This window comes from Butyrivibrio sp. WCD2001, from assembly GCF_000424485.1.
Lineage (GTDB): Bacteria > Bacillota > Clostridia > Lachnospirales > Lachnospiraceae > Butyrivibrio.
Genome location: NZ_AUJZ01000006.1, coordinates 190,467 through 211,837, shown reverse-complemented (window position 1 = coordinate 211,837; position 21,371 = coordinate 190,467). Strand labels below are relative to the sequence as shown.

The 21,371-nt window shown below is 40.1% G+C and carries 21 protein-coding genes and 1 pseudogene; 4 read left to right on the top strand and 18 right to left on the bottom strand.

Going from position 1 to position 21,371, the window contains the following annotated elements:
- Positions 1 to 54: 54 nt before the first annotated feature.
- The 4 genes from G630_RS0107515 to G630_RS0107495 form a co-directional block, all read right to left on the bottom strand.
- Positions 55 to 657, bottom strand: coding sequence for a class I SAM-dependent methyltransferase (locus tag G630_RS0107515; RefSeq protein WP_026498217.1), 603 nt, complete (start codon positions 655 to 657; stop codon positions 55 to 57).
- 178 nt (positions 658 to 835) lie between these two features.
- A complete protein-coding gene (locus G630_RS0107510; protein WP_022763519.1) occupies positions 836 to 2,065 on the bottom strand; it encodes a winged helix-turn-helix domain-containing protein in 1,230 nt (409 codons plus the stop codon).
- A complete protein-coding gene (locus G630_RS24155) occupies positions 2,034 to 2,858 on the bottom strand; it encodes an NUDIX domain-containing protein (RefSeq protein WP_196805770.1) in 825 nt (274 codons plus the stop codon). The genes G630_RS0107510 and G630_RS24155 overlap by 32 nt, the downstream gene beginning before the upstream one ends.
- A gap of 319 nt (positions 2,859 to 3,177) precedes the next feature.
- Positions 3,178 to 4,374: an ATP-binding protein gene (locus tag G630_RS0107495; protein WP_026498215.1), complete on the bottom strand. Its 1,197-nt coding sequence runs from the start codon at positions 4,372 to 4,374 to the stop codon at positions 3,178 to 3,180.
- 270 nt (positions 4,375 to 4,644) lie between these two features.
- On the opposite strand from G630_RS0107495, the gene G630_RS0107490 reads away from it, so the two are divergent.
- Genes G630_RS0107490 through G630_RS0107480 form a run of 3 tightly spaced genes read left to right on the top strand, consistent with a single transcriptional unit; the run spans position 4,645 to position 7,026 of the window.
- Positions 4,645 to 5,499 (top strand): TraX family protein, encoded by an 855-nt coding sequence (locus tag G630_RS0107490; protein ID WP_022763517.1) that lies wholly within the window; start codon positions 4,645 to 4,647, stop codon positions 5,497 to 5,499.
- A 34-nt stretch (positions 5,500 to 5,533) separates the two neighbouring features.
- Positions 5,534 to 6,193 carry a response regulator transcription factor gene (locus G630_RS0107485; RefSeq protein WP_022763516.1) on the top strand — a complete coding sequence of 220 codons (660 nt, stop codon included), beginning with the start codon at positions 5,534 to 5,536 and terminating at the stop codon, positions 6,191 to 6,193.
- Positions 6,157 to 7,026 carry a histidine kinase dimerization/phospho-acceptor domain-containing protein gene (locus G630_RS0107480; RefSeq protein ID WP_081667832.1) on the top strand — a complete coding sequence of 290 codons (870 nt, stop codon included), beginning with the start codon at positions 6,157 to 6,159 and terminating at the stop codon, positions 7,024 to 7,026. Before G630_RS0107485 ends, G630_RS0107480 begins: the two co-directional genes overlap by 37 nt.
- A gap of 32 nt (positions 7,027 to 7,058) precedes the next feature.
- Here G630_RS0107480 and G630_RS25595 read toward each other — a convergent pair whose 3' ends face one another.
- The 4 genes from G630_RS25595 to G630_RS0107460 all read right to left on the bottom strand — a co-directional run bounded on the left by G630_RS25595 (position 7,059) and on the right by G630_RS0107460 (position 9,218).
- A complete protein-coding gene (locus G630_RS25595; RefSeq protein WP_022763514.1) occupies positions 7,059 to 7,184 on the bottom strand; it encodes a hypothetical protein in 126 nt (41 codons plus the stop codon).
- Positions 7,185 to 7,331, bottom strand: coding sequence for a hypothetical protein (locus tag G630_RS25020; protein WP_196805769.1), 147 nt, complete (start codon positions 7,329 to 7,331; stop codon positions 7,185 to 7,187). It abuts the gene before it with no gap.
- A gap of 138 nt (positions 7,332 to 7,469) precedes the next feature.
- Positions 7,470 to 8,303 carry a hypothetical protein gene (locus G630_RS0107465; protein ID WP_026498212.1) on the bottom strand — a complete coding sequence of 278 codons (834 nt, stop codon included), beginning with the start codon at positions 8,301 to 8,303 and terminating at the stop codon, positions 7,470 to 7,472.
- Between the two features lie 21 nt (positions 8,304 to 8,324).
- Positions 8,325 to 9,218 carry a fructosamine kinase family protein gene (locus G630_RS0107460; RefSeq protein ID WP_026498211.1) on the bottom strand — a complete coding sequence of 298 codons (894 nt, stop codon included), beginning with the start codon at positions 9,216 to 9,218 and terminating at the stop codon, positions 8,325 to 8,327.
- 196 nt (positions 9,219 to 9,414) lie between these two features.
- Between G630_RS0107460 and G630_RS24625 the strand changes: the two genes are divergently transcribed.
- On the top strand, positions 9,415 to 9,582 hold the full coding sequence (locus tag G630_RS24625) for a hypothetical protein (protein ID WP_022763173.1): 168 nt from the start codon (positions 9,415 to 9,417) through the stop codon (positions 9,580 to 9,582).
- A 65-nt stretch (positions 9,583 to 9,647) separates the two neighbouring features.
- Here G630_RS24625 and G630_RS25805 read toward each other — a convergent pair.
- The 10 genes and pseudogenes from G630_RS25805 to G630_RS23460 form a co-directional block, all read right to left on the bottom strand.
- Positions 9,648 to 10,046 (bottom strand): annotated as a pseudogene (locus G630_RS25805) (ATP-binding protein); the annotation flags it as partial.
- Between the two features lie 12 nt (positions 10,047 to 10,058).
- The gene (locus tag G630_RS0107450; protein ID WP_026498210.1) at positions 10,059 to 10,445 is read right to left on the bottom strand and encodes a hypothetical protein; all 387 of its coding nucleotides are present in this window, start codon (positions 10,443 to 10,445) and stop codon (positions 10,059 to 10,061) included.
- 171 nt (positions 10,446 to 10,616) lie between these two features.
- Positions 10,617 to 11,444, bottom strand: a complete 828-nt coding sequence (locus G630_RS0107445; protein WP_026498209.1) for a leucine-rich repeat protein — start codon at positions 11,442 to 11,444, stop codon at positions 10,617 to 10,619.
- A 98-nt stretch (positions 11,445 to 11,542) separates the two neighbouring features.
- Entirely contained in the window at positions 11,543 to 12,619 is a 1,077-nt protein-coding gene (locus tag G630_RS21135; RefSeq protein WP_022763176.1) for an oxidoreductase, read from the bottom strand.
- Positions 12,620 to 12,693: 74 nt separating this feature from the next.
- Positions 12,694 to 13,551: an aminoglycoside 6-adenylyltransferase gene (locus tag G630_RS0107435; RefSeq protein WP_026498208.1), complete on the bottom strand. Its 858-nt coding sequence runs from the start codon at positions 13,549 to 13,551 to the stop codon at positions 12,694 to 12,696.
- A 17-nt stretch (positions 13,552 to 13,568) separates the two neighbouring features.
- The gene (locus G630_RS0107430; protein WP_026498207.1) at positions 13,569 to 14,867 is read right to left on the bottom strand and encodes a TldD/PmbA family protein; all 1,299 of its coding nucleotides are present in this window, start codon (positions 14,865 to 14,867) and stop codon (positions 13,569 to 13,571) included.
- A 34-nt stretch (positions 14,868 to 14,901) separates the two neighbouring features.
- Positions 14,902 to 16,290, bottom strand: a complete 1,389-nt coding sequence (locus G630_RS0107425) for a TldD/PmbA family protein (RefSeq protein WP_026498206.1) — start codon at positions 16,288 to 16,290, stop codon at positions 14,902 to 14,904.
- Positions 16,291 to 16,532: 242 nt separating this feature from the next.
- Positions 16,533 to 17,651: a hypothetical protein gene (locus G630_RS0107420; RefSeq protein WP_026498205.1), complete on the bottom strand. Its 1,119-nt coding sequence runs from the start codon at positions 17,649 to 17,651 to the stop codon at positions 16,533 to 16,535.
- A 99-nt stretch (positions 17,652 to 17,750) separates the two neighbouring features.
- The gene (locus tag G630_RS0107415; protein WP_026498204.1) at positions 17,751 to 18,698 is read right to left on the bottom strand and encodes a hypothetical protein; all 948 of its coding nucleotides are present in this window, start codon (positions 18,696 to 18,698) and stop codon (positions 17,751 to 17,753) included.
- 99 nt (positions 18,699 to 18,797) lie between these two features.
- Entirely contained in the window at positions 18,798 to 21,359 is a 2,562-nt protein-coding gene (locus G630_RS23460) for an RNA polymerase sigma factor (RefSeq protein WP_049946136.1), read from the bottom strand.
- Positions 21,360 to 21,371 lie beyond the last annotated feature (12 nt).

The following is a 21,371-nucleotide window of genomic DNA, read 5'->3' as shown; positions in this document are numbered from 1 at the left end:
AGCTCCGGAATTTTTACCGAAGCTATATAGTGAAGCCTTAGGCCATGAACTTCCTTATACCCTTTTTGTGATTACCGCTATGGCGCAAGGCATACGCCCATCCACCACATAATACTCAACTTCTGTATATCTCATGTCTGCAAAAAATTGCTTGTAGGAATCCAGATCAAACTGTCTCTTAAAATCTGCTCCAAGAAGCGTAATGACCTTTACTGCCGCAGTTCCCGTTCCCTTGGACATATTTATATACGTGGGAATTATGACTTTTCCTCCCGGCTTAACAACACGCTCCAATTCCCGCAATGCCTTCTCCGGTTCCGGCAACAGATGAATCACATTTCCCGCCACCACTTTATCAAACTGACTATCCTTACACTTTATGTTCGTAATATCTGCTTTTTTGAATAGCACGTTCGAATATTTTCGGCATTTCTTTGATGCCTGCCTAAGCATTCCTGAAGCACAGTCAGTCGCAACCAGCTTCCTGCACTTCTGCGCTATATACATGCTGATTGCTCCTGTTCCACATGCACATTCCAGAACTTCATCAGAAGGGTCGATAAATTCAGCAACCTTCTTTCCGGTTCCGGAATAAACCTTTCCGTTATATACATTCTCAAACAAATCATATAAAGGTGAAATCTTATCCCAAAACATAATACTGCTCCTATTTCTCTTTGATTTTTCGGAATCATCCTATCATACTTATAATGAAACAGGCCCAAATACACTTATTTGAGCCTGTTTCACACTTATAATCACGTTTCTTTGAAGATCATTACATGCGAACGTATTGCCCCATCCATACGCCAGTCTCCATCTTGATCAGTTCTCCTTACTCTCCCAGTATACAATCATTGAACTTCGCAAAATTCTTTAGTGTACGCTCCAACGCAGCACTAAGCTTTTTCGTCTGACGGATTCCGTCTTCCCACCATAGTCCTTTGACTCTCAAAATTTCCTCTTTGCGATCCGGTATGGCTTCGATACGCCCTACAAACTTATCTCCGTAGAGGATAGGCAATGTGTAATAGCCATATTTCCTTTTCACAGCCGGAGTATATATTTCCCAGGAATACTGAAAATCCCACAAAGCCTTTATAAGCGCTTTGTCCCACATCAGCGGATCAAGCGGAGCTATGAAAGACATTCGGGGCTTAAGATCAGCATCTCCTTGAAGCACCTGCTTCATCAGCTCTTCATCTTCTACGCGGTAATGAAATAGCGGCTTAAAACCTTCCACAATTACCGGAACTATTTCCCCCTCAGTTATCAGCCTATCAAGTATCCCTTTACGTTTCTCGGCATTTATGTTTATTCCAAGAAGTGCTGTACTGTTTTTATCCCACAAAAGACCTACCGCACCGATTCTGCGAAGAACACGCCACGCGATAAAATCGTCTTCATTTTTACAGGGATTATCTGCATTAAGAATTGTCTCCGGTATATGTCTTTTGGCCAGATCATAGTACTTTCGACTTCCCTTTTTGTGGTGTATAACAAGTTCACCGTCTGTATATAACTGCTCCAGTACAGATCTTGCAGCCTGGGACTTTTTATGCCAATTACCACTCCAATGCATTGAAGAATGCCAAAATATCTCTCCCTCAATAGGCAGAGTATCGCTGGACACAGGGCCGTGCTCCTCTATGTAGTATATCGCCTGCTCCTTAAGTTCATCCAGCCCTTCAAAGGTTTCTCCCAGTTCATGGCTCCTATCCCTATAAGAAGAAAAATAAGGCCAGTCTTCCGTCGGCCATATGGATAACTCTTTGTCCGCATAGTCCACAAGTTTGCGGTCTTTATACAAAAGATCCTGCAACATAGATTTCTTAAATCCTTTAACTCTGGACTGCAAGGTCAGCTCTGCATTTTTTCCGCAAACATCTACAGGATCATACTGTATGCAGCCTGCCTGGCGCACATACTCATATGCTCCATCTTTTCCGATAAACCGATATGTTCCTATCAATCCCTGTTTTAAAAGAATAAATTGTCTTGCCTGTTCATTAGTAATTGTTTTCATATTTACTCTATTTTCGGCAGGCTCCATCGATAATCCCATGATTTTTATCCTCCACCAAAACCCCATTATAAAACTGCTCTTGAAAGGCAATCTGTGCGTAGATTTCATCTTTATTCGGAATCCTGATATTGTCCGGCACATTGCCATTTTCATCGCAAGGAATTACAATCCATTTATTTTCACTGTCATCATATCTGTGATACACAGCAATTACTTTTCCTATGAATTCTTTAACTGCCGAGCTTTCGCCCAGGAGATATATATCCTGTTCTTCTCCGTCACCTCCGATTACTCCATCAACATAACCATAGTTGACCGGGTAGTACAAATTTTTGTGACGCGGGTGGTAACTTCCCATTGGGCGATCAATTTTTCCTCTGACTATCTGACCGATGACATTCTGATATTCATGATCCGGTACAGGGTTTAACTCAAAACCATAAAGATCTCCCATATTGAGGCAGCATTCACCTTTTTCATACATTTCTTTGAATTCATCAAAAGAAAGCCACTTCGTTTGAATAACCTCTTGGGTTGTGGCCTTTTTCAAATCCGGCTCCTGTGTTGTCTCAAAATAGTATGAATCACGTATCCAGTTATGACGCTGTCCGTCAAAGCTCGTAGTCACTTTTGTCGCTACAATTCTTGCATCCTCAGGATCCAGTTTAATTCCAACTTCCTCATATACTTCTCGAAGCGCTGCATCAAGGCTGGTTTCACCTGATATAGAATGTCCCGCAACCGTTTCCCATTTAAGTGGATCCGTGTCTTTATCGGCTGTTCTCTGCGACATCAGATATTTTCCGGTCTTTGGATTTTTTATCCAAATCATTACCCACAGGTGGAATTCATCTTTTGATAAATTTCCCTGCTCCCCACGTATACAAGTCTTTCCGGTCAATTTTCTGTCTATTGTGTATACATCCCACAACTCACACATTTTTCCATACTCCCTCTATAATAATTATCTGAGCAATGAATTTAACGCATCAATATATACATCTTTATGTACTTCGTGTATCGAATGATCACTGGTCGTCGTTTCAATGAATGTGCAATCTGTTATGTTGGGTTGCGTAAGTTGTTTGAGGCTATGTCCGGATATAATCGACTATCCGCATTTGTGTTCATTTCGCAAATTTAAAAAAATATTATTTTTGCGAATCGGAAAGCCATCTGGCGATATCGATAATCCTTATTCCTTCATGCTGACTTTCCTCATGTTTTGTTCTGGCTATCAGCATCTTCGGATAAGCATCCTTAATCCCTAAAAGCGATGAAACCTCTCGCTTAAAAGTATCTTCTCTGGATATATCATCAGTTACCTGAATGTAGACCTTTTCGCCTTCTTTGATTGCGACAAAATCTACTTCCTTTTCATATAGTTTACCTACATATACTTCGTATCCGCGTCTTAGAAGTTCTATTGCAACAATGTTTTCGTAGAGATGCCCATAATCAGCATTTTTTGTTCCTATCTCAGAAAAACGGAAAGCCAAATCGGACAGGTAGTACTTCTTATCTGATTCCAGATATCTTTTCCCCTTTATGTCATACCGCTGTATAGGATAAAAAAGGAAGGATCGACAGAAATAATTCATATACGCCCCTACCGTCTTATCATTAGTTTTGTAGGTGCCAGATGTTAGTTTGGATGCCACATTTCTTATCGAAGTCTGATTGCCAACGTTATCCATAAGATAATTTCCAATCATTATCAAAAGATCTTCGTTTTCTATCTTGAATTTTCTTACAATATCCTTTGTAATAGTGGTCCTATAGATACCATTAACATATTGTCTGGCATCTTCCTCCGTTTTATAAAGATATGAACCAGCCATTCCACCTTTCTTTACATAAGAATCAAAGGCTTCATCTATATCATTTGATGGATAGTACATAAGATATTCCTTAAAGGAAAATGGGTATAAACTTATCTCATAAACTCTTCCACCAAACAACGTAGCCAAATCACTCGATAAAAGAAATGCATTTGAACCGGTAAGATAAATATCATAGATTTCTTCTTCGTAAATGCTATTGATCACACGTTCAAAGTCTTCACATAGCTGTATTTCGTCAATAAAAAGATAATTTGTTTTATCGCGGGCATACTGTTGCTCTATGTAGTCATAAAGCTTGTCCGCATCCAACAGTTTCTCGAACTTCTTTAAGTTCAGCTTAATTCGGACAATATTAGCCTTATCATCAGCAGATATCAAATCTATGAAAGCATCCATCAATTTGGATTTACCGCTTCTTCTTACCCCTGTTATAACTTTTATATCCGGAACATCCTTTACCGATAAAAGTTTATTTAGATAATAGTCTCTTTTTATAAGTTTCATCGCAATTTCACCGCCTTTATCTAATTGTATTTCATTTCGCAAATTTAATCAATTTTTAAATTTGCGAAACGAAAACTCAAAATAAAAACTTCCGAATCCCAAACTATAAGTTTAGATCCGGAAGCTTTAATATTTTGGAATACAATTCTATAGCTCTATTATTTTGAATATCCTTATAAATTCCTTATAATTGCCTGATATCCTTCTAACCATAGACAAAAGAAATGCGGAAAAACAAAGGCTTTACGCCTTATACGGGAGGAACTCACAATGAAAAACTTACTTAAAAACGGTCTCACAGGCTTTGAACTTAAGTACCTGGCCCTTGTATTTATGGTGTTAGACCACATTCACTACTTCTTCGAATTCACAGGCATGATACCCATTTGGTTCTCATGGCTCGGTAGACTGGCAGCTCCTTTATTCCTGTTCTGCCTCATAGAAGGTTTCATCCACACCCACAACAAAAAAAGATATTTTCTCAAGATCTACTCTATCTCAATAATCATGGGTCTCATACGATTTGGCTTCTACAATGTACTTAACTTTGCAGTCAGAGGAGATGGCTTCATGCCTGCAAACGCTATGCTTTCAAGCTTTGTGGTACTTCTAGTAGTACTTATGGGAATTGATTGGATTAGGCAAAAGAAATACTTCATTGGAATCATGGCTGTGGTAATCCCGGTTATATTGCCATATCTCTTTATATACTTTGTATATATGCCGTTTGCGGATAACCTTACAGTTAATCTTTTTGCAAGCCTTATCAACTTCACAATCCTTCCTCTTCATATCATGATTGAAGATGGCGGAATTCTTACACTTATTGAAGGTGTGATCCTATATCTGTTTAGCTTTTGCAAAAACAAGAACGCAAGAATCTATGCATACGTTATCTTTGAGCTCTTGTACGGAATTGGACTTGTGACACTTTCTATTGGATCATTTAATGTTCACACTCTTATATTTGAAGCCTATGAATGGATGTCAGCCTTTTCAGCTATATTCATGCTCTGCTATAATGGACAGCGTGGCCATGGGAATTCAAGGTTATTTTACCTCTTTTACCCAGCCCACATCTACGTTTTGTATGGCATATCTCTTATTGCCTATTCATTATTTTGATTAAGAAACATATAAGCTGATGGGAACAATTCTGATGAAATTACTAGTTATTGATGACGAAAAAGACATACTGATACTAATAAAGAGGGCTCTTTCTTCAGATTATGAAGTAACAACAGTACATAGGCCCTTTGAAGAGGTCCCGGATAACCTCGCAGACTATGATCTCCTGATCACGGATGTGATGATGCCCGGTGAAGATGGATATTCTCTTTTAACCAGGATTCGCGACAAGACAGACGCTCCCATCATCTTCTTAAGTGCCAAGGCCCTTGAGGAAGACGTTATCTATGGCCTGTCTATTGGTGCTGACGATTATATCAGAAAGCCCTTTGCCGTCGCCGAGCTTAGAGCCAGGGTTGCCGCCCACATAAGACGTGATAAGCGCGATCACAGCGCCTGCATCAAGGATGGAAGCATCAGTATTTATCCTGACTCCAGACTTGTGCAGGTTAATGGAAAAGAGCTATCTCTTACCAAAAGCGAATTCGACATCGCTATGCTCCTTGTGCGGAACAAGGGGCAGGTCTTTTCCAAGGAACAAATTTATGAAAAGATCTATGGTTTTGATAAGGATGGCGATGAATCAGCAGTAACTGAACACATCAAAAATCTTAGAAGAAAGCTGTCTGCCGCAGGAAGCGTTATTGAAACAGTATGGGGAATAGGTTACAGATGGAAAAAAGAAGCATGACTATAAGCCGCATGATCAGCATCTATATTGCAGTTGTCAGCGTGTTAATTGGCTTTACTACTCTTGTTGCACTCATTATTGCTTTCTTCCTAAATAGAGAAAGCTCTTTTGCCGCAGATAATGTAGAAAAAGCAGTGGAAGCCTGGATTCATGATTGTCAGGAAAGTGGTGAGATAAACACAGCTCTTTTCCCAGAAGGGGCAGATATTATCGTGGTTTCAACTGATGGAGAAGAAATCTTTGTGAAGGTGTCATCTTCTAAGGAGAAGGCGCTTCGTAAATTCGCCAGAGAGTCAAGTCCTGAGAATGGCAGGTTGCTTCACGGAAAAGATGTTTATCTGCGTATGGACGCCGCCGATGAAAGTGCATTTATTCACTACTGCGTAAGTGCACCTCATGAGTACCTGATTCTTTTTACCTTTGCCCTTGCATACCTATTGGAAGTGCTGATCCCAACTGTTGTTCTGATCAAAAAGATTAAGAGTAGCCTTAGAAAAGTATTTGATTATACAGAGAGTCTGAAGAGCCAGGATCTTAGCGTATCACCGATAAACACAGGCATTTACGAGCTGGATCAGATAAACATTGCAACTGACAGCATGCAAAAAGAGCTTGTTGCCACCATGGAAGATAATTGGAAAAAAGAACAGGATTCAAAGGCTCAGATGGCTCAGATAGCCCATGACCTCAAGACTCCTCTTACAGTCATCAGAGGAAACGCAGATCTTCTCATGGAGAAAGAATACGATGAAGAATCCAGGGAAAGCCTTGAAGCCATAATTCGTAATTCTGAAAAGATAGCCCTAAGCGTTCTTGATATTCTTGAAAAGTAGCATCACTTTCGCTTATTGAATTATCCTGAAGGCTAATTCTTTATTTCTTCAAGAACTCTTTTTGCTTCATCATACTCTTCATATATAGGACTATGTGCTGAGTTTTCAAAAACATACATCTTTTTGGTCGGAGCTTCCAATACATTTCTTTGTTCCATTTAAACCTTTTTCTTTATTATCTTCTCATTGTTTCTTGCGAGATCACTCAGTTTGTAGGATCTGATTCGCTGATTTACCATCAAAGGCTCCACAAAACCATGTTTGGCTAGAACAGATAATCTGTTAATCACTGTTTTATTGGTCACACCTATTTCACGACTTACTTCAATCGGAGTAAATTCACCTTTGTACTTTTTGATCAGGAATTATGCTTATAAGGAAACAGGCCCAAATACACTTATTTGAACCTGTTACACACTTATTTTTCTTATTTATAATTTAGTTCATTCTAATATGTTATAGTCGTCAAGCCAATAGCTGTCACCATAGCCATTTGAGACCACATCATCTATGATTGCAACGCCTGTCGCTTTAGGTATTATCCTGCCCTCATCGGCAAGCTTATCTGCTTCAGCTGCAGTAAGAGAATAATATGTAGTACTTACTCCGTAATCCTCGTATTCCATATCATTTACGGCATAAATAGTGAACTCTGTGCGCAAAAAATCATAGTAATCGCCCGGGATTCTCTGAAGGCCTGTCACCACAGTAAATGCATTTCCCAGATAGGTTTCCCCATCAACTGAAGGCTCTGTATACCAGGCTATATTGTCCTCGCTTATCTCTATAGTGCCATTATATGGATTATTATCTCCCGCGCCGAAGAAATCCCCTTCCTCCAGGTTGCTTCCGAAATACCTGCCAAGTATATTATTTACGCTACTCTGGTCAATCCAGGTGCGATCATTCTCATATTTCAGACCGGATGGATCATTTAAGATTTTCCACACCAGAGTAAAATGTGCCCATTCCGCAGGATCGTAGCCAGCGCAGTTATACCCCTGCTCTGAAAAATTAGACAAAAAAATGTTAAGGTCATGCTGAAGCTCTTTTGAAATCTCCTGGGGTTCTTCTGTCTTCCCCAGAGGATCTTCTGTTGCTTCAAGAGGATCTTCTGTTGCTTCAAGAGGATCTTCCACTGCTTCAAGAGGCAATACATCCTCTTCAATCTCTACGGGCTCTGTGACAACTTCATCATTCCCCGTTTTGCCGCAACTCGTAAGCAGACCACACATCATAGCAGATATCATAAATATAGATAACGACTTAATATTCATCCGGTCACCCCCGTAACCCATCTAGCTATACCTTTCAATCGTCCTCACCACAGCTGACAAATATGCGCTTCCAAACAGATTAAGATGATTTGTCAGGTGATAGAGATTGTACAGATCACGCCTCTCCTCATAGCCCGGAACAGCTCCCATCGCTGCAAAATATGCCATGTAAAACCTGCTATCAAAGCCTCCAAAAAGCTCTGTCATGGCAATATCAGCTTCATTACAACCGACATATACCGCAGGATCAATAAGCATCGGCTGTCCATTTTCATCCGACATAAAGTTCCCTGACCACAGATCTCCGTGCAAAAGAGACGGCTTCTCCGGCTCATACAGGAATCTGTCCAGATTGTCCAGAAGGCTGTTTGCCTTTCTTATTATGGTACTGTCAAAATATCCCGCCGCAAGTTCAAACTGCGGTCTTAGTCTGCATTCGGAGAAGAACTCTATCCAGCTGGTTTTAGGTATATTCTTCTGCTTTCCTGCTCCGATATAATTATCATTCTCAAGGCCATACTTCCCATTATTTAGGAAAATTGCAGTATCCGATTTGTGCATGACAGCAAGGTTCTCGCCGAGTTTTTCCCAGAAACCCGGCCTCGCTCCGGCTCTGTCTATATATTCCATCAAAAGAAATGAATACCCATTATCCGTTCCAATTGCATGAATCTGCGGAACTCTGATTGCATGAGTAGCCCTTATCGCATCAATCCCCTCCGCTTCCGCTCTGAAGAAATCAGCATTTGATATGGTATTTACTTTAAGGAAAAGAGCCTCCCCATTGGAAAGAAACAGCTTATAAGCATCATTGGCATCCCCACCATGTACTGTCTGCTTTTTCTCTATAGCCACATCTTTTCCATACACTTGCGAGACAGCCTCTTTTAATGAATTGAAAAATAAGCTTTTCATGACAGATTCACCTTCCCCGAAATAATACTTATACTTTTTTCGTTCATTCCTCTCAATATAGTCTAACATACGATTTAATGCTAACTTAAACGTTTTTTATAAAGTTTTTATATATGCGTCGCAATTTGGTCACATTTTGAGACTATTATTTTCAAAACCAAAAGTATATGTGTTATTTGTATATGGAGGTGCTGATATGGGGAAAATTATTCAATTTGACAAAAACGATCCTAATATCATTGATACCGTAGAATGCAACGGAAGATACACAGACGTGGCAACACTCAGAAATAAAGTTATAACTGCCGGAGCAGTACTGGTTGCAGCGGCAGCGTTCGTTTGTGCCCAGTTCTTCTTTATTTAAAAAATTTAATATCATCTGTCTTCGTTTTAACGTATAACAGGAGCCTCACCGGCTCCTGCTTTATTATGCATCTGCATTTTTCGTTCTTCTGATGGAATTGTTATATTCTCAACATTCTCTTTGATTGATATCAGTGAGCCTGTCTCGATGTAGTCATATCTTCCGTCGGCTACAAGATACTTAATTGCCTCCCTGGCCTTTGGATATTTCTGTATTTCATCAAAAATTATCAGAGATTCTCTGGGGTACAGCCTAGTGTTGTATTCAAGCGTCAGTGTCTGATAGAAAATATCCAGATCATCAAGGGATTCAAAGGCATCTTTTATCTTTTTCTTAGCCTTATTAAAATCGATTAGAATATAGGGCTTATACTCATTCTGAGCGAATTCTTCAGCGACCGTTGTTTTTCCGATTCGTCTGGCTCCTTCGATCAGTAATGCCTTCGTCCCATTTTGTTTCCACAGTAAGTTATACTGTTAGATATGCATGTTTATTTCAAGGCTGTCCATGTACTGGCATAGAGAATGGTTCAAATTAACATAAGATACGGTCTTAAACTCATCTGTCGCCTGAGCTACAGCTACATTTACAGTACTTAACTGATTATATAAAGTGATCATAATCGGGACTTTTAATACTTTTGACATTCCTCTAAAGCAAATATTGCCGGCTTCAGGAATATTCTCAATATCCTCTTTTTTCTCAATAGCAACGGGCTTATTGTCTACCATTATCTCAAAACCGTCATAATACTCATATGCGTAAGCTATACCCTTTAATATCTGTTCCCAACTAACTCTGTAGGTAAGCTCCCATTGTGACTGCGTCCACCCATTATCATTTTTTAACTGAATTAAATGCATTTTATTCTCCTTTATCCAATAATACTGCAAAATAATTTTAAACTCTCACCCCACATTATACATAACAATAAGTGCCAGGGCACTTACCCATCTCCTGATCTTAATATTTTTCATATCGGACTCCCCTTTAATTCCCTTTAAATTTCCCTCTAATTATTTGATTAAAAATATTTACTTCAGTTTTCTTTTCAAATTATTAGCGACGTAGTAAACCTTTTTAGCTCCGGCTTTTTTGATTTTCTTTGCCAGAGATTTAGGATTGTAACCATTGTCTACGTTGTAGGTCACCGTTATCTTCTTCACACCCTTAAATGTCTTTTTACCTACTGTGCTCTGCTCGTTGTCAGTGTCACCGGTGAACACGTAAAAGTTTTTAAGGCTTTTGCAATTCATGAATGCGCTGCTGCCAATTGAAGTAAGGCTTGCATTTACTCTGAAAGATTGCATGGACTTGCATCCCTTGAAGGCATTCTTTCCAATCTTGGTTTTAGTGTTGTATGGGCTATTAGACTCACCCCAAATAACCGATTTTAACCCGGTGCATCCTGCAAAACAGTTGTCCGGAATATCAAATTCCTGTCTGCCTTCCGGATAGAAAAAGCTTCCAAAATCCTTCACGTTGACATATAGCAGCTTCTTACAATTCTTAAATGCACCCGGGGCAAAGCCAACAACATCGAAGGTCTCCTGAGTCCTTGGTACACTTATTCTACCTACGGCCGAAACCGTCTCAACATAGCCATAGTAGCCATTTCCCAGGGCACAAGCCTTGGTCTTTTTATAGAACTGCGGATTAAACCCCTTGATAATAGCCTGTCCGGGAGTATGTTTATATCCATCCTTTTCAGAAGCCTGCTTGATAATTACATATTGGAGATAAGGTGAATTATAGACTTCCCCTACATTCATCCTGCCTTCAGCAGAAGCACTAAGCTTAACCGAAGCGCATAGACCGACAACAAATGCCAATAGATACAGATATTTCGTTACTTTTTTCATACTGATTTCCCCTTTTTTCTATTATTCCGCTTAGAGGCGGTGTTCCCTTAAGAAACCATTATAGCAAATCAGTATTCAGACACCAGCATTATTTTTAATTATTTGTCAGATAATCTCACTTTTTCAGCGGGGCACTTATGGGGTGCGAAAGGTCCATACTGGCAGTTGGGACACTGGAAGCACTTTACGAAAGGTGCTCCACTTAGCACTGCTTCACAAAAAGCAGGGTCTGCAAGGATTGCCTTTCCAAGGTCAACTGTATCAACAAGGTCATTTTCTATCAGATACTTTGCAAGTTCCGGCTCATAGATTCCGTTGACACAGGAAACCGGAACGCGGCCCTTGAAGTGATCATGGAATCTGACTCCAAGCTCACAGATCTGATTGTAGGGCTTTCCCTCATCCTTAAGAGTTGGATCATCCCATTCAATTCCTGTGGAAACCTGCAGATAATCGCATCCTGCCTTCACATATTCCTCTGCAATATTGATAGCAGTGTTCACATCAGGCTCGATTCCTGTGGTTCTGATTGAAATCAGGAAATCATCTCCGCACTTTTCCCTGATCTTACGAATTATCTCTGCTCCGAATCTCGCGCGGTTTTCATCACTTCCGCCGTACTCATCTGTCCTGAGATTAGTCTTCTTCGAAACAAACTGATTGATCAGATAGCTGTGGCAGCCGTGGAGTTGAACTCCATCATAGCCTGCAGTCCTGGCTCTTACAGCAGCATCAACGAAGCTCTCCTGCATTTTGTGGATCTCATCAAGTGTCATCTCTTTTGCAAGAACATTCTCATCTCTTGTGGGAACCGCTGAAGGCGCGATCTGTTCTCCAAGTGCAGGATTGGAATTAAGTCCCGCATGATTGAGCTGGATAATAACTGCTGCCCCTGCGTCATGGCACACCTTGGCAATCTGTCTGTGACCAGCAATCTGGTCGTCGTTCCAGAGACCCATGTGGTTTTCTCCAAATCTTCCACCGGGAGTAACCGCTGTTGCCTCCACGCAGATGAAGCCGCAGCCATGCTCTGCTCTCTCCTTGTAGTGCTGAATGTGCTTGTCTGTTGCCTTCCCATCAGGACCTGCATAATCGAATTTTACTGTGGGTGCCATGGTAAGTCTGTTCCTAACCACGGTCTTGTTAATTGTTATTGAATCTCCTACTTTTGTCATACTCTTCACCTTACAATAAAGCCTTACTTTTTATCTTCTTACTTTTTTATTCCTTTTTGCATCATATCTATTAGTTATTTATGAGCTCTTCTCATAGCCATAAACTCTCGAACATTATTAGATTCCTCAAGATCAAGCGGGAATCCCAGTTTCTCTGCCACATACACGGAAAGTTCCTCAAAGAAATCGTACATCAAAAAGAGCTTTTCCCACATGTCCTCGTAATCTCCGCTGGGGAACATCCCCTCGAAGTGGGTCATCTCTTCCTCAGTCAGATAATTCTTAAGATACTTGCAGCACGCACCGGTTGTGACCTGAAAATCGTTGTCGATTCCGATTTTCCAGTTGATCATCTTGAGGAACATGTTCATCATGTACTCTTCCATCATGCGGCGCGCATAGTAGAACTCATGCCTGCAAAGGCCCTTTGTCACATAGTTGCTGATCCATCGAAACTCATTTACTATTCCGAAAAACTCGAACTCGCTGGGTTTCTTAATATAAAAACACTCCTTGGAAGTAATCTCCACAAGCTCCTTAAAGTCGTCCTTATTCACAAGCACTGTGCGAGGTTCTGAAAACTCTGCCTGTTTTCCTATCTCGCTCACGTCTATAAAAGTCAGATCGATTCTGTTGCCATCCTTGTACTGAGTGAGGTAAGCAAAGCGCGACCTGCCATTGTAGTCGTAGGGTTCGGCGTAGTAGTCATCCGGCATCTGCATTATGAGAATATCCCCGAAGCGCTTCATGTAATCGTGGTCCCTTGTAAACTCACGAATGTCAGATACAAAAAATGTGATATCAAAATCGGAAAACTCATCGTGAACCGCACCCTTGGTGACATTGGAGCCCTCCATGGTTGCCGCGCGGATCCGGTCATCCTCGGTTGCAGTTTTCAGTATTAAATCATACATCTCGTCGTAAGATTTCATCTACGCCTCCCACACTTTTATTTTCCGGAAATAACAACTCCATCGACTGCAATATACGGAACAACTGAACCGCCATCGCAGACAAGTTCCTTGGAGATATCGCGGATGTTCTTAACGATCTCGCCAAGGTTACCGTTTACCATAGTCTCGGATACGGCATACTTAACTTCGCCGTTTTTGATTAAGAAGCTGTTCTTAGCAACGCCGGAAAACTCGCCGTTTGCTCCGGGTTCTCCTCCTGAGTAACTTCCCAAGATAAGCCCCTTGTCGACGGATTTGATTATCTCAGCAAGCTCCTTTTCACCGGGTTCAACCACAAGGCTCCAGCCTGTATTCTTAACAACCGGACGTCCTGTCTTGTTGGCAGCATAGAGGCTAAGGCTATGAGTTTTCAGCACGCCCTTTTCAATCAGAGTTACATCCTCAGCTCTAAAGCCATCCTGAGTTCCACGCTCGCCGTTAACAATTCTGTCGTCAAAAGGCTTCTTCGAAATTGTAAGCTTATCGCTTGCAACCTGCTCGCCCACCTTATCAAGCCAGAGACTGGTTCCATTGATAACCACATGGTCTGACATATAATTGGAAATCAGCATGCTAAGGAACTGAGAAGCCGCACCGGGAGTGAGAATAACTGTACCCTCAAATTTGCCCTCAAGGCTCTTGGTGTGAATACTGTTGCTGATGTCCTCAAGACTCTGTCTCAAATTGCCAAGTTCCATAAAAGGCTTGTCCAGATTATCCATGGTAACACCGGCGAAACCGATGCCACTGTTGACGTCATCTTCACCAGCGCTGATCTCGAAATAGAAATTGTAATGGCCTGAATAATCCTCGAACTCTGTTCCATTTGAGTTTCTTGAAATCCAGTGACTTCTGTCATAGGAACCCACAGCAGCCATAACAAGCACCTTGGGGTACTCCTTCTTTATGGCATCAAGGCACTCCTGTATTCTATTGAGGAACTTGTCCATGTCAGGCTCGTAAGTACCCTGTCTGAAAACTTCTTTTCCCTGATCAGGGGCGATATCGTGGCAGGGGTCCTCCGGAGATGACTGTGCTGAATCTTTTCCGTCATCTGCCAGCTTAATAAGCGCTTCCTTGGAAAGGTCATTGCCACTGGCACTACCCATTTTGTTATCCTCGAAAACTGTTAAAGAGGTGTAATAGTCAAAAACGGTTCTCAAAAGCTTGAACTCACCGTTTTCAACGTTAAGCTCCTGTTTTTCAGACTTCACAAGGACATAGGTGTATTTGTTAATCTCTTTATCTTTAAGTACATCATCAAATAAATCTGCAAATTCTCTCATCTCATTCATATTATGTCTGTCCTCTCCTTGAATTCTCGATGTATTATCTTCCGCCAATCATAATCTTGCAGCGCATATGAGGTCCGCCCATACCAACTGCCATCTGCTGCTTTTTGCCGCAGAAGCCGCTTGAAGACCATTCAACTTCGTTGGAAACCATATCAACAGTTTTAAGCATCTCAAAAGCGACACCCGAAACCGTCGTATCAAGAAGTGCGCGTCCCAGTTTGCCGTTTTTAATCTCATAACCGCAGGTCACACCAAACATAAACTCACCTGTAAGGTCAGCCTGACCGTTACCGGAATCAATGAGATAATAGCCATCTTCAACAGACTCAATCAGCTCTTCCACAGTGTTCTCGCCGGGAAGAATGCAGGTATTTCTCATTCTGATAAGAGGTTCATCCGCAAAAGACCATCCCCTTACGTTTCCTGTGGGCTTCATATTGTATTTCTCCGCTGTCTCGCGGCTGTTCATATATCCTGTCAGGATGCCGTCTTTAATAAGCACAGCATCTTCAGCCTTGATGCCTTCATCGTCAAGGTATACAGGAAGGGGTGCCACTTCCCCATTAAAAGTGTGAGCGAAGTCAACCAGATTAACCAGGTCAGATGCCACTCTTTTCCCAAGGCTCGGGCCGGCCACACTGCCGCCCATAACAAGGTCAGCTTCTACGGTGTGTCCAACCGCTTCGTGAGCAAGCATTCCGCCCATCATTCCGCCAAGTACAACGGTCTTGTAGCCCGCTTCGGCATAGACGCCATCGGCCTTGTCTTTAACCTTTTTATAGAGCTTCTCAATCTCCGGATAGTACTGTTCAATATCCGAAAAATTGTCCTCAAAGCTGCCGTATCCGCCAAGGGCTTTGAACATATCTACAGGGTTACCGTCTTTCGTTTTCAGTCCCATGGAAACATAGATGTAGCATCTGGGAGTTACCAGATGACCGTCATAGGCGTCGGAAGAATAAATGATCCTATCCTGAGAATCCTCGCTGTAGTATATGCTTCTGCTCTCGAGATTCGGATATTTCTGAGCAATGTAATCGTCCAGCTGGCGACAAACTTCAATTATTCGCTTCTGCTCAGCATCAACAATGTCGTCATTGGTAGGGATAAGTCCTGTTCCATAGGAAGGAGGCAGAACAATCCCTGTACTTCCCGCATGACGAGCCAGGAGTTTAACGTTCTCGGAGGCAGCCTTCAAAACCTTCTTGGCAGCTTCATCACTGCATTCTGCGATGGATGCAAATCCAAAAAGTCCATCCTTGCCAACTCTGGCACTAATACCTCTGGATTCTCTTCTATGATTTGAAACCATGTTACCCTTCAGGATATTCACTGATCTGTAGCGATTTTCCTGAGCTCTCAGCACTGTCTGAACCCCATCTTCAAACAATGCTTTATTCGATTCATAAATGTCTTTTAGCATAGTTGTCCCTCCCAGTATTTTTTTTAAGTCTAATGCTTGTTACGCTTCTCATTTTGAAGGCTGTGCTTTTTAATTGTGCAAAACAGCCCCACTTAAATAAGCTTAACAAATGCAGATGCTACGCGATACCCAATAATTGCTGAATATAGTACAAAAACAGAGCTTAAGACTTGCTTCATCTTAAATAAAAAAAGAGCTCCAAAGCATCACTGCTTCAGAGCCCATATAGTTTATCTTATCCTTTATTTGATTTTTGCCATCTTTGCTTTAGACCAATCTGAGTAGAATCTTGAATTATTGTTTTCAACGTAGGTTCTGATTCTGAAATAGTATCTCTTATGTCTCTTAAGTTTACTGATAGTAATTTTTCTCTTATTGTTACCTGCATCCTGTGTCTTTTCAATCTTGAAGGTTTTTGATTTTACATTCTTCTTGAAGTTTTTATCTGTAGAATACTCAATCTGGTATCCATTTACACCATCTACTGCCTTAAAAGTTACCTCTGCTTTCTTCTTTTTAGGTGACTTAACCTTGGTTACCTTTGTCTTTTCGATTGAAGCACCTTTTATTGAGAAAGAATATTTTACGTTTGAACCTACAATTTTTAGATAATATACGCCGGAATTTAAATAAACTTCACCTGTCCTATCAGCGCCGGAGATATCCAATTTTTTTTCCGTTAAGTCGTTGTTAAAAATAAGAGCTTCATAAATGCGGCTATAAGTAACCGCAGTATTACTATAGGCTGTTAAATTAAGAACATATTTGTTTTCCTTTGAAACATTAAACTTATACCAATCCTCGTTATCTGTTGAAGTAAGTGAATCTGTCACAGTAGTATTTATTTCATATCCTTTAGGGTTTTCATAACTGTCTACTGTGTTTTCTGATACTCCATATCCCTTAAATGACAATTTAAATTTGTACTTATTTTCAGCTTCCTTTGTATAACCATACCAATCACTAACTTTTATATAATAAGTTCCTGCAGATAATGACCTAATGCTTGTTTCATCCGCCACAGTATCTGTGCCTTCTGTATGTACCCAGTTAAATTCCTTGAAATCATGATTCAATACACTAATAGCCATACTACCGGATTTATAAAAAGTTCCATGAAGTGTTAAGTCACCATCTTCCGGTATAGTAAACTTATAATACTGGTTACCACCTTTGTACTCAGCCCACTCTGTAAATTCATAATTAGCGGGTATCTCAACAGCCTTATCTGATGATTCCCCTCCGACTATAGCCTTTGCTATAATCTTTCCCTCAGGAGCAGCTGTACTGAATGCTGCAACAGACATTGAAAGTGCAAGGAGCAGAGCTCCGGCCTTCTTTAGTAAAACATTTTTCTTCATCTTATTTTCCCTCTTTTCCTCAAAATTTTCATACAACTTCATCATTGTAGCACAATGAAGTAGCTGTTAAAATGCGAATCACATTAGTATTTGATCTTATTAGTTTCCTATTGTCTTAGCTGCATCCATATTAATCCCTTCAATAACAGTTATCTCGTTCATAACTTTCTGCATATATTCCTGTGCTGCTATGGTTGCTTCTTCAACATCGTTTAAAGTATTTATTGTAATAGCTCCCTGTATTCCTGTTATGTTATAGACATCACCATCCCTGTCAGGCAGCAAAACTGTGAATTCCAAACATGTATATGTTCCATGTTCCTTAAGTTCTCTTTTATCAAGATATTCAAAAACATAAGTAACACCATCCCTGGTAACTACATTTGTTAGTTCTTTTTTGTAATGTCCTTGTATTCCGTATAAAGTTAAAATCTCATCTGTTGAGAATTCCTCTAATGTTTTGTCATAATCATTAGAAATTTCATATCCCCCATCATGCCTGCAATCTATTTTTATTTCTTTTATTCCATCCATATTGGACTGCCATGTTACATCTTTGTATTTTACAGATTTAAATCCTGATATTACATCCTCTCTTGATTTCCTGGAATGATATACTTCTCCTTGAGCTTCCGTGTATTCAACAAATTTATTAGGAATAGGAACAATTAATCCATATCCAATTCCATCACTCTCTCTGGATCCTATATGCATATCTGTTGTTTCCAGTAGCCATTCAGGATGAGGATCAACAGCCTGTGCTGCTTCATCCGCCTCTTTTTGGGCACGCTTTTTCATATCTGCTTCATATTCTGCCTGAATCGCATTTCGAAGCTCATACACCTCATCCTCACGTCCATCAGCTCTTGCCTCGCTGATAATGGGATTATCCTCTACAAGTAAAGCATTACTCTTTTGTGAACATCCAGTAAGAGTAGTCATAAATAATGCTGTTGTCATCATCACCGTTATCATTTTCATTGATAATCTTTTTGTGTCCTTGATAACCCACTCCCATGTTTTTTCATCAAAATATTTCTCTGCCATTTCTTTTTCCTCCATAATGATTTTTTGTTGTTATATCTATAAGTACCAACCATTTTGGATTCGGTTTTATAATTTTGAAAAAATTTTTTAATTTTTAAATTAATCAAGAATCTGCCATTCAACACTTTTCCCATTTTTGATATCTTCAGTAAGATCTTCTGCATTTTCTACATCATGCCTTTTACCCTCAGCATCTATAAAACTTTTATCCCATCCACTATTCTCAACACCTCCATCTCCATATATATCTATATATCCATACTCATTGAGATTAATAATGTTTCTGGTCCATGCCACATCAGAGTATACTGTCTGCAAAGTACCATTAATATTTTTTATTATTAAATATTCTTCCCAGCTTTCCAGTGGTTCTTCAGAGGGAGTGTGTATTACAACTGCCAGTTCTTTATCGCCATCATTACCACAATCTATATAAGTATATTCTATCTTTTCAAGAGATACTCTATCCGTCATCCAATCTTCTTTATAGAATGCAATTATGGTATCTACCATTTCATCAAGAGTATAATCCTGCTTTGTAAAATTCTTAAAAGAAAAATAATAACCAAGGTCATTTTCTGTGTTAATATGCACCCTTTCTTCATTGTGAAGGAATTTCTCATACAAAGTGGTATCATTTTCTTCATTGCTATCAGATGATTCTATCTCTGTAATTATAAGTCCTCCAAATATATCAGGATTACCACCTTTAACTGCTGTAGCAGTAAATGGATAAGTTTCAGCTGGTTCACTCTCTATGCTTATTTTGTATGTACCATTCAATGTGTAGGTTCCGTCACCGTTATTTACCACGTCCAGACTCCCATAATTAAAGTCTATCAATTCCAGTTCTCCTGGGAAATCCGAATCTGGTGTTATTCCATCATCATTAAAATCATAATCACTGGGTATAGTAACTCCGAAAGCTTTCCATATATCTGTAATAAGTTCTTTCGTAAGTATATCTGTTTTACTCCAGGGGAAAGCCTTCTCTTTGTCTGAAGTACGAATATGCATAGCAAGTGCATAACAACGGGCAGATCTCACATAATGGTTATAAGTTAATACATTGTTATAATCAAAATATGCAATAGCATCTACTATCTGGATTTTCTCATCATCAGTTAAAGCAATTTCTTCCTCATTCTTTGCTTCTGGATTTTCTGTTGAGTCAATTAACTTATCAATCATGAATTCATATTCACCATTTGGACGGTATGAATATATACCTGTATCTGTACTCTGATATACATCCTCACTTATTTTTTTGGAATTTACATGAGTTCCTATCCATCCTTCTGCTGTAATAGTTTTTCCAACAAATTCATTAAAATCCAAATCTTCTAAAGAAGTATACGGCAGTATCCACGCTTCATTAATTTCTACAACATCTCCATCTACAAGTAACTTAACTGGTTCTGTAAATCTAATTCCATATTCATTCATCCACGATTGCCCATATTTTTTCTCGTGTTCCTCAAGCTTTTCTCTGTATTCGGAGATATCCTGATTACGAATTACTGTACCTGTAGCAACTAATTGTTCTTGTAATCCTGGCAATGAACTGTTATCAGGCTCTTTTTCATCCGTTATAGGCATTTCATCTCTATTATCCTCTGATTCATCATTTCCTTCTTTGGTATCCAATGTATTTCCTATTTCGCTTTCATCCGCCTCAGCTACAATCTCTGCTTCATTTTCGTGATTATTATTAACTGCTACATATGTAACTCCTGCACCTGTGCCTCCTCCAATGAGAACCGCACCGGCAATTATTAATGCCTTTATTCCCATTGAAAGTCCGGTTCCTGTAGCTACTGCTGCCCCTGTTGCTCCTATAGCCCCGGCTGTTCCCGCCGCAGCACCTGCACCGCTAGTGGTAGCAGCAATTGTTCCGGCTCCTGTTGTTACCATCTTTGCTGAGATTCCAGCTCCTGCATTTCCAAGAGTAATAGCTGTAGGTGCAAGCCCAACCTCTGCACAGCTTCCTACATAGATGCCTCCTGCTGCCTTTGCTGAAAGCTTTGTATTTTCAGACATAAGCTTGATAGCATACCATATTGTAGGTAGGGCAACAGCATGAAGTCTGATACCATCTCTCTTTTCTGTTCCTTCTACCTTTTCCTTCAGGAATTTTCGTGCATAGTTCAGGCGGCTCTTTACAGTTCCCTCTGAGCAGTTCTGCATCTGTGCTATTTCGCCAACTGAAAATCCATCGAAATAGTATGCGATAACCGCTGCCTTCTGAACCTCAGGAAGCTCATCTATAAACTCCTGTATAATACGGCTTGTTTCCTTCTGATCTGTTGACAGCTCAGGAAGAGATGCAAGGTCATTACTTTCTAAAGTCTCGAAAATATCCTTCCCTTCCTCGTCTACGTTAGGCAGTACATCCTTTTTCTTTCTAAATAGTTTCATTCCCTGGTTATGGCAGATTCCGTCCAACCATCCAAAAAGAGACTCAGTATTCTGAAGGCTCTTTATGTTTTTGTAGGCTTCGATATATACAATCTGAGTAAGATCCTGTGCGTCTGCTTCATCCTTCATGTAAGCCTTAGCACGAAAATATACATGATTGTAGGTTGCAGAATAAACTGCATTAAACCCTTCTTCTTTTCCTTTTGCCATTTCCTCTATGGCTTTCTTCAAACTTTCATCCATTATCAATATCTC

Excerpts from the sequence above, each read along its gene's own strand:
- G630_RS0107515 (WP_026498217.1), bottom strand. The coding sequence starts at position 657 with ATGTTTTGGGATAAGATTTCACCTTTATATGATTTGTTTGAGAATGTA.
- G630_RS0107510 (WP_022763519.1), bottom strand. The coding sequence starts at position 2,065 with ATGGGATTATCGATGGAGCCTGCCGAAAATAGAGTAAATATGAAAACA.
- G630_RS24155 (WP_196805770.1), bottom strand. The coding sequence starts at position 2,858 with ATGATTTGGATAAAAAATCCAAAGACCGGAAAATATCTGATGTCGCAG.
- G630_RS0107495 (WP_026498215.1), bottom strand. The coding sequence starts at position 4,374 with ATGAAACTTATAAAAAGAGACTATTATCTAAATAAACTTTTATCGGTA.
- G630_RS0107490 (WP_022763517.1), top strand. The coding sequence starts at position 4,645 with ATGAAAAACTTACTTAAAAACGGTCTCACAGGCTTTGAACTTAAGTAC.
- G630_RS0107485 (WP_022763516.1), top strand. The coding sequence starts at position 5,534 with ATGAAATTACTAGTTATTGATGACGAAAAAGACATACTGATACTAATA.
- G630_RS0107480 (WP_081667832.1), top strand. The coding sequence starts at position 6,157 with ATGGGGAATAGGTTACAGATGGAAAAAAGAAGCATGACTATAAGCCGC.
- G630_RS25595 (WP_022763514.1), bottom strand. The coding sequence starts at position 7,184 with ATGGAACAAAGAAATGTATTGGAAGCTCCGACCAAAAAGATGTATGTT.
- G630_RS0107465 (WP_026498212.1), bottom strand. The coding sequence starts at position 8,303 with ATGAATATTAAGTCGTTATCTATATTTATGATATCTGCTATGATGTGT.
- G630_RS0107460 (WP_026498211.1), bottom strand. The coding sequence starts at position 9,218 with ATGAAAAGCTTATTTTTCAATTCATTAAAAGAGGCTGTCTCGCAAGTG.
- G630_RS24625 (WP_022763173.1), top strand. The coding sequence starts at position 9,415 with ATGGGGAAAATTATTCAATTTGACAAAAACGATCCTAATATCATTGAT.
- G630_RS0107450 (WP_026498210.1), bottom strand. The coding sequence starts at position 10,445 with ATGCATTTAATTCAGTTAAAAAATGATAATGGGTGGACGCAGTCACAA.
- G630_RS0107445 (WP_026498209.1), bottom strand. The coding sequence starts at position 11,444 with ATGAAAAAAGTAACGAAATATCTGTATCTATTGGCATTTGTTGTCGGT.
- G630_RS21135 (WP_022763176.1), bottom strand. The coding sequence starts at position 12,619 with ATGACAAAAGTAGGAGATTCAATAACAATTAACAAGACCGTGGTTAGG.
- G630_RS0107435 (WP_026498208.1), bottom strand. The coding sequence starts at position 13,551 with ATGAAATCTTACGACGAGATGTATGATTTAATACTGAAAACTGCAACC.
- G630_RS0107430 (WP_026498207.1), bottom strand. The coding sequence starts at position 14,867 with ATGAATGAGATGAGAGAATTTGCAGATTTATTTGATGATGTACTTAAA.
- G630_RS0107425 (WP_026498206.1), bottom strand. The coding sequence starts at position 16,290 with ATGCTAAAAGACATTTATGAATCGAATAAAGCATTGTTTGAAGATGGG.
- G630_RS0107420 (WP_026498205.1), bottom strand. The coding sequence starts at position 17,651 with ATGAAGAAAAATGTTTTACTAAAGAAGGCCGGAGCTCTGCTCCTTGCA.
- G630_RS0107415 (WP_026498204.1), bottom strand. The coding sequence starts at position 18,698 with ATGGCAGAGAAATATTTTGATGAAAAAACATGGGAGTGGGTTATCAAG.
- G630_RS23460 (WP_049946136.1), bottom strand. The coding sequence starts at position 21,359 with ATGGATGAAAGTTTGAAGAAAGCCATAGAGGAAATGGCAAAAGGAAAA.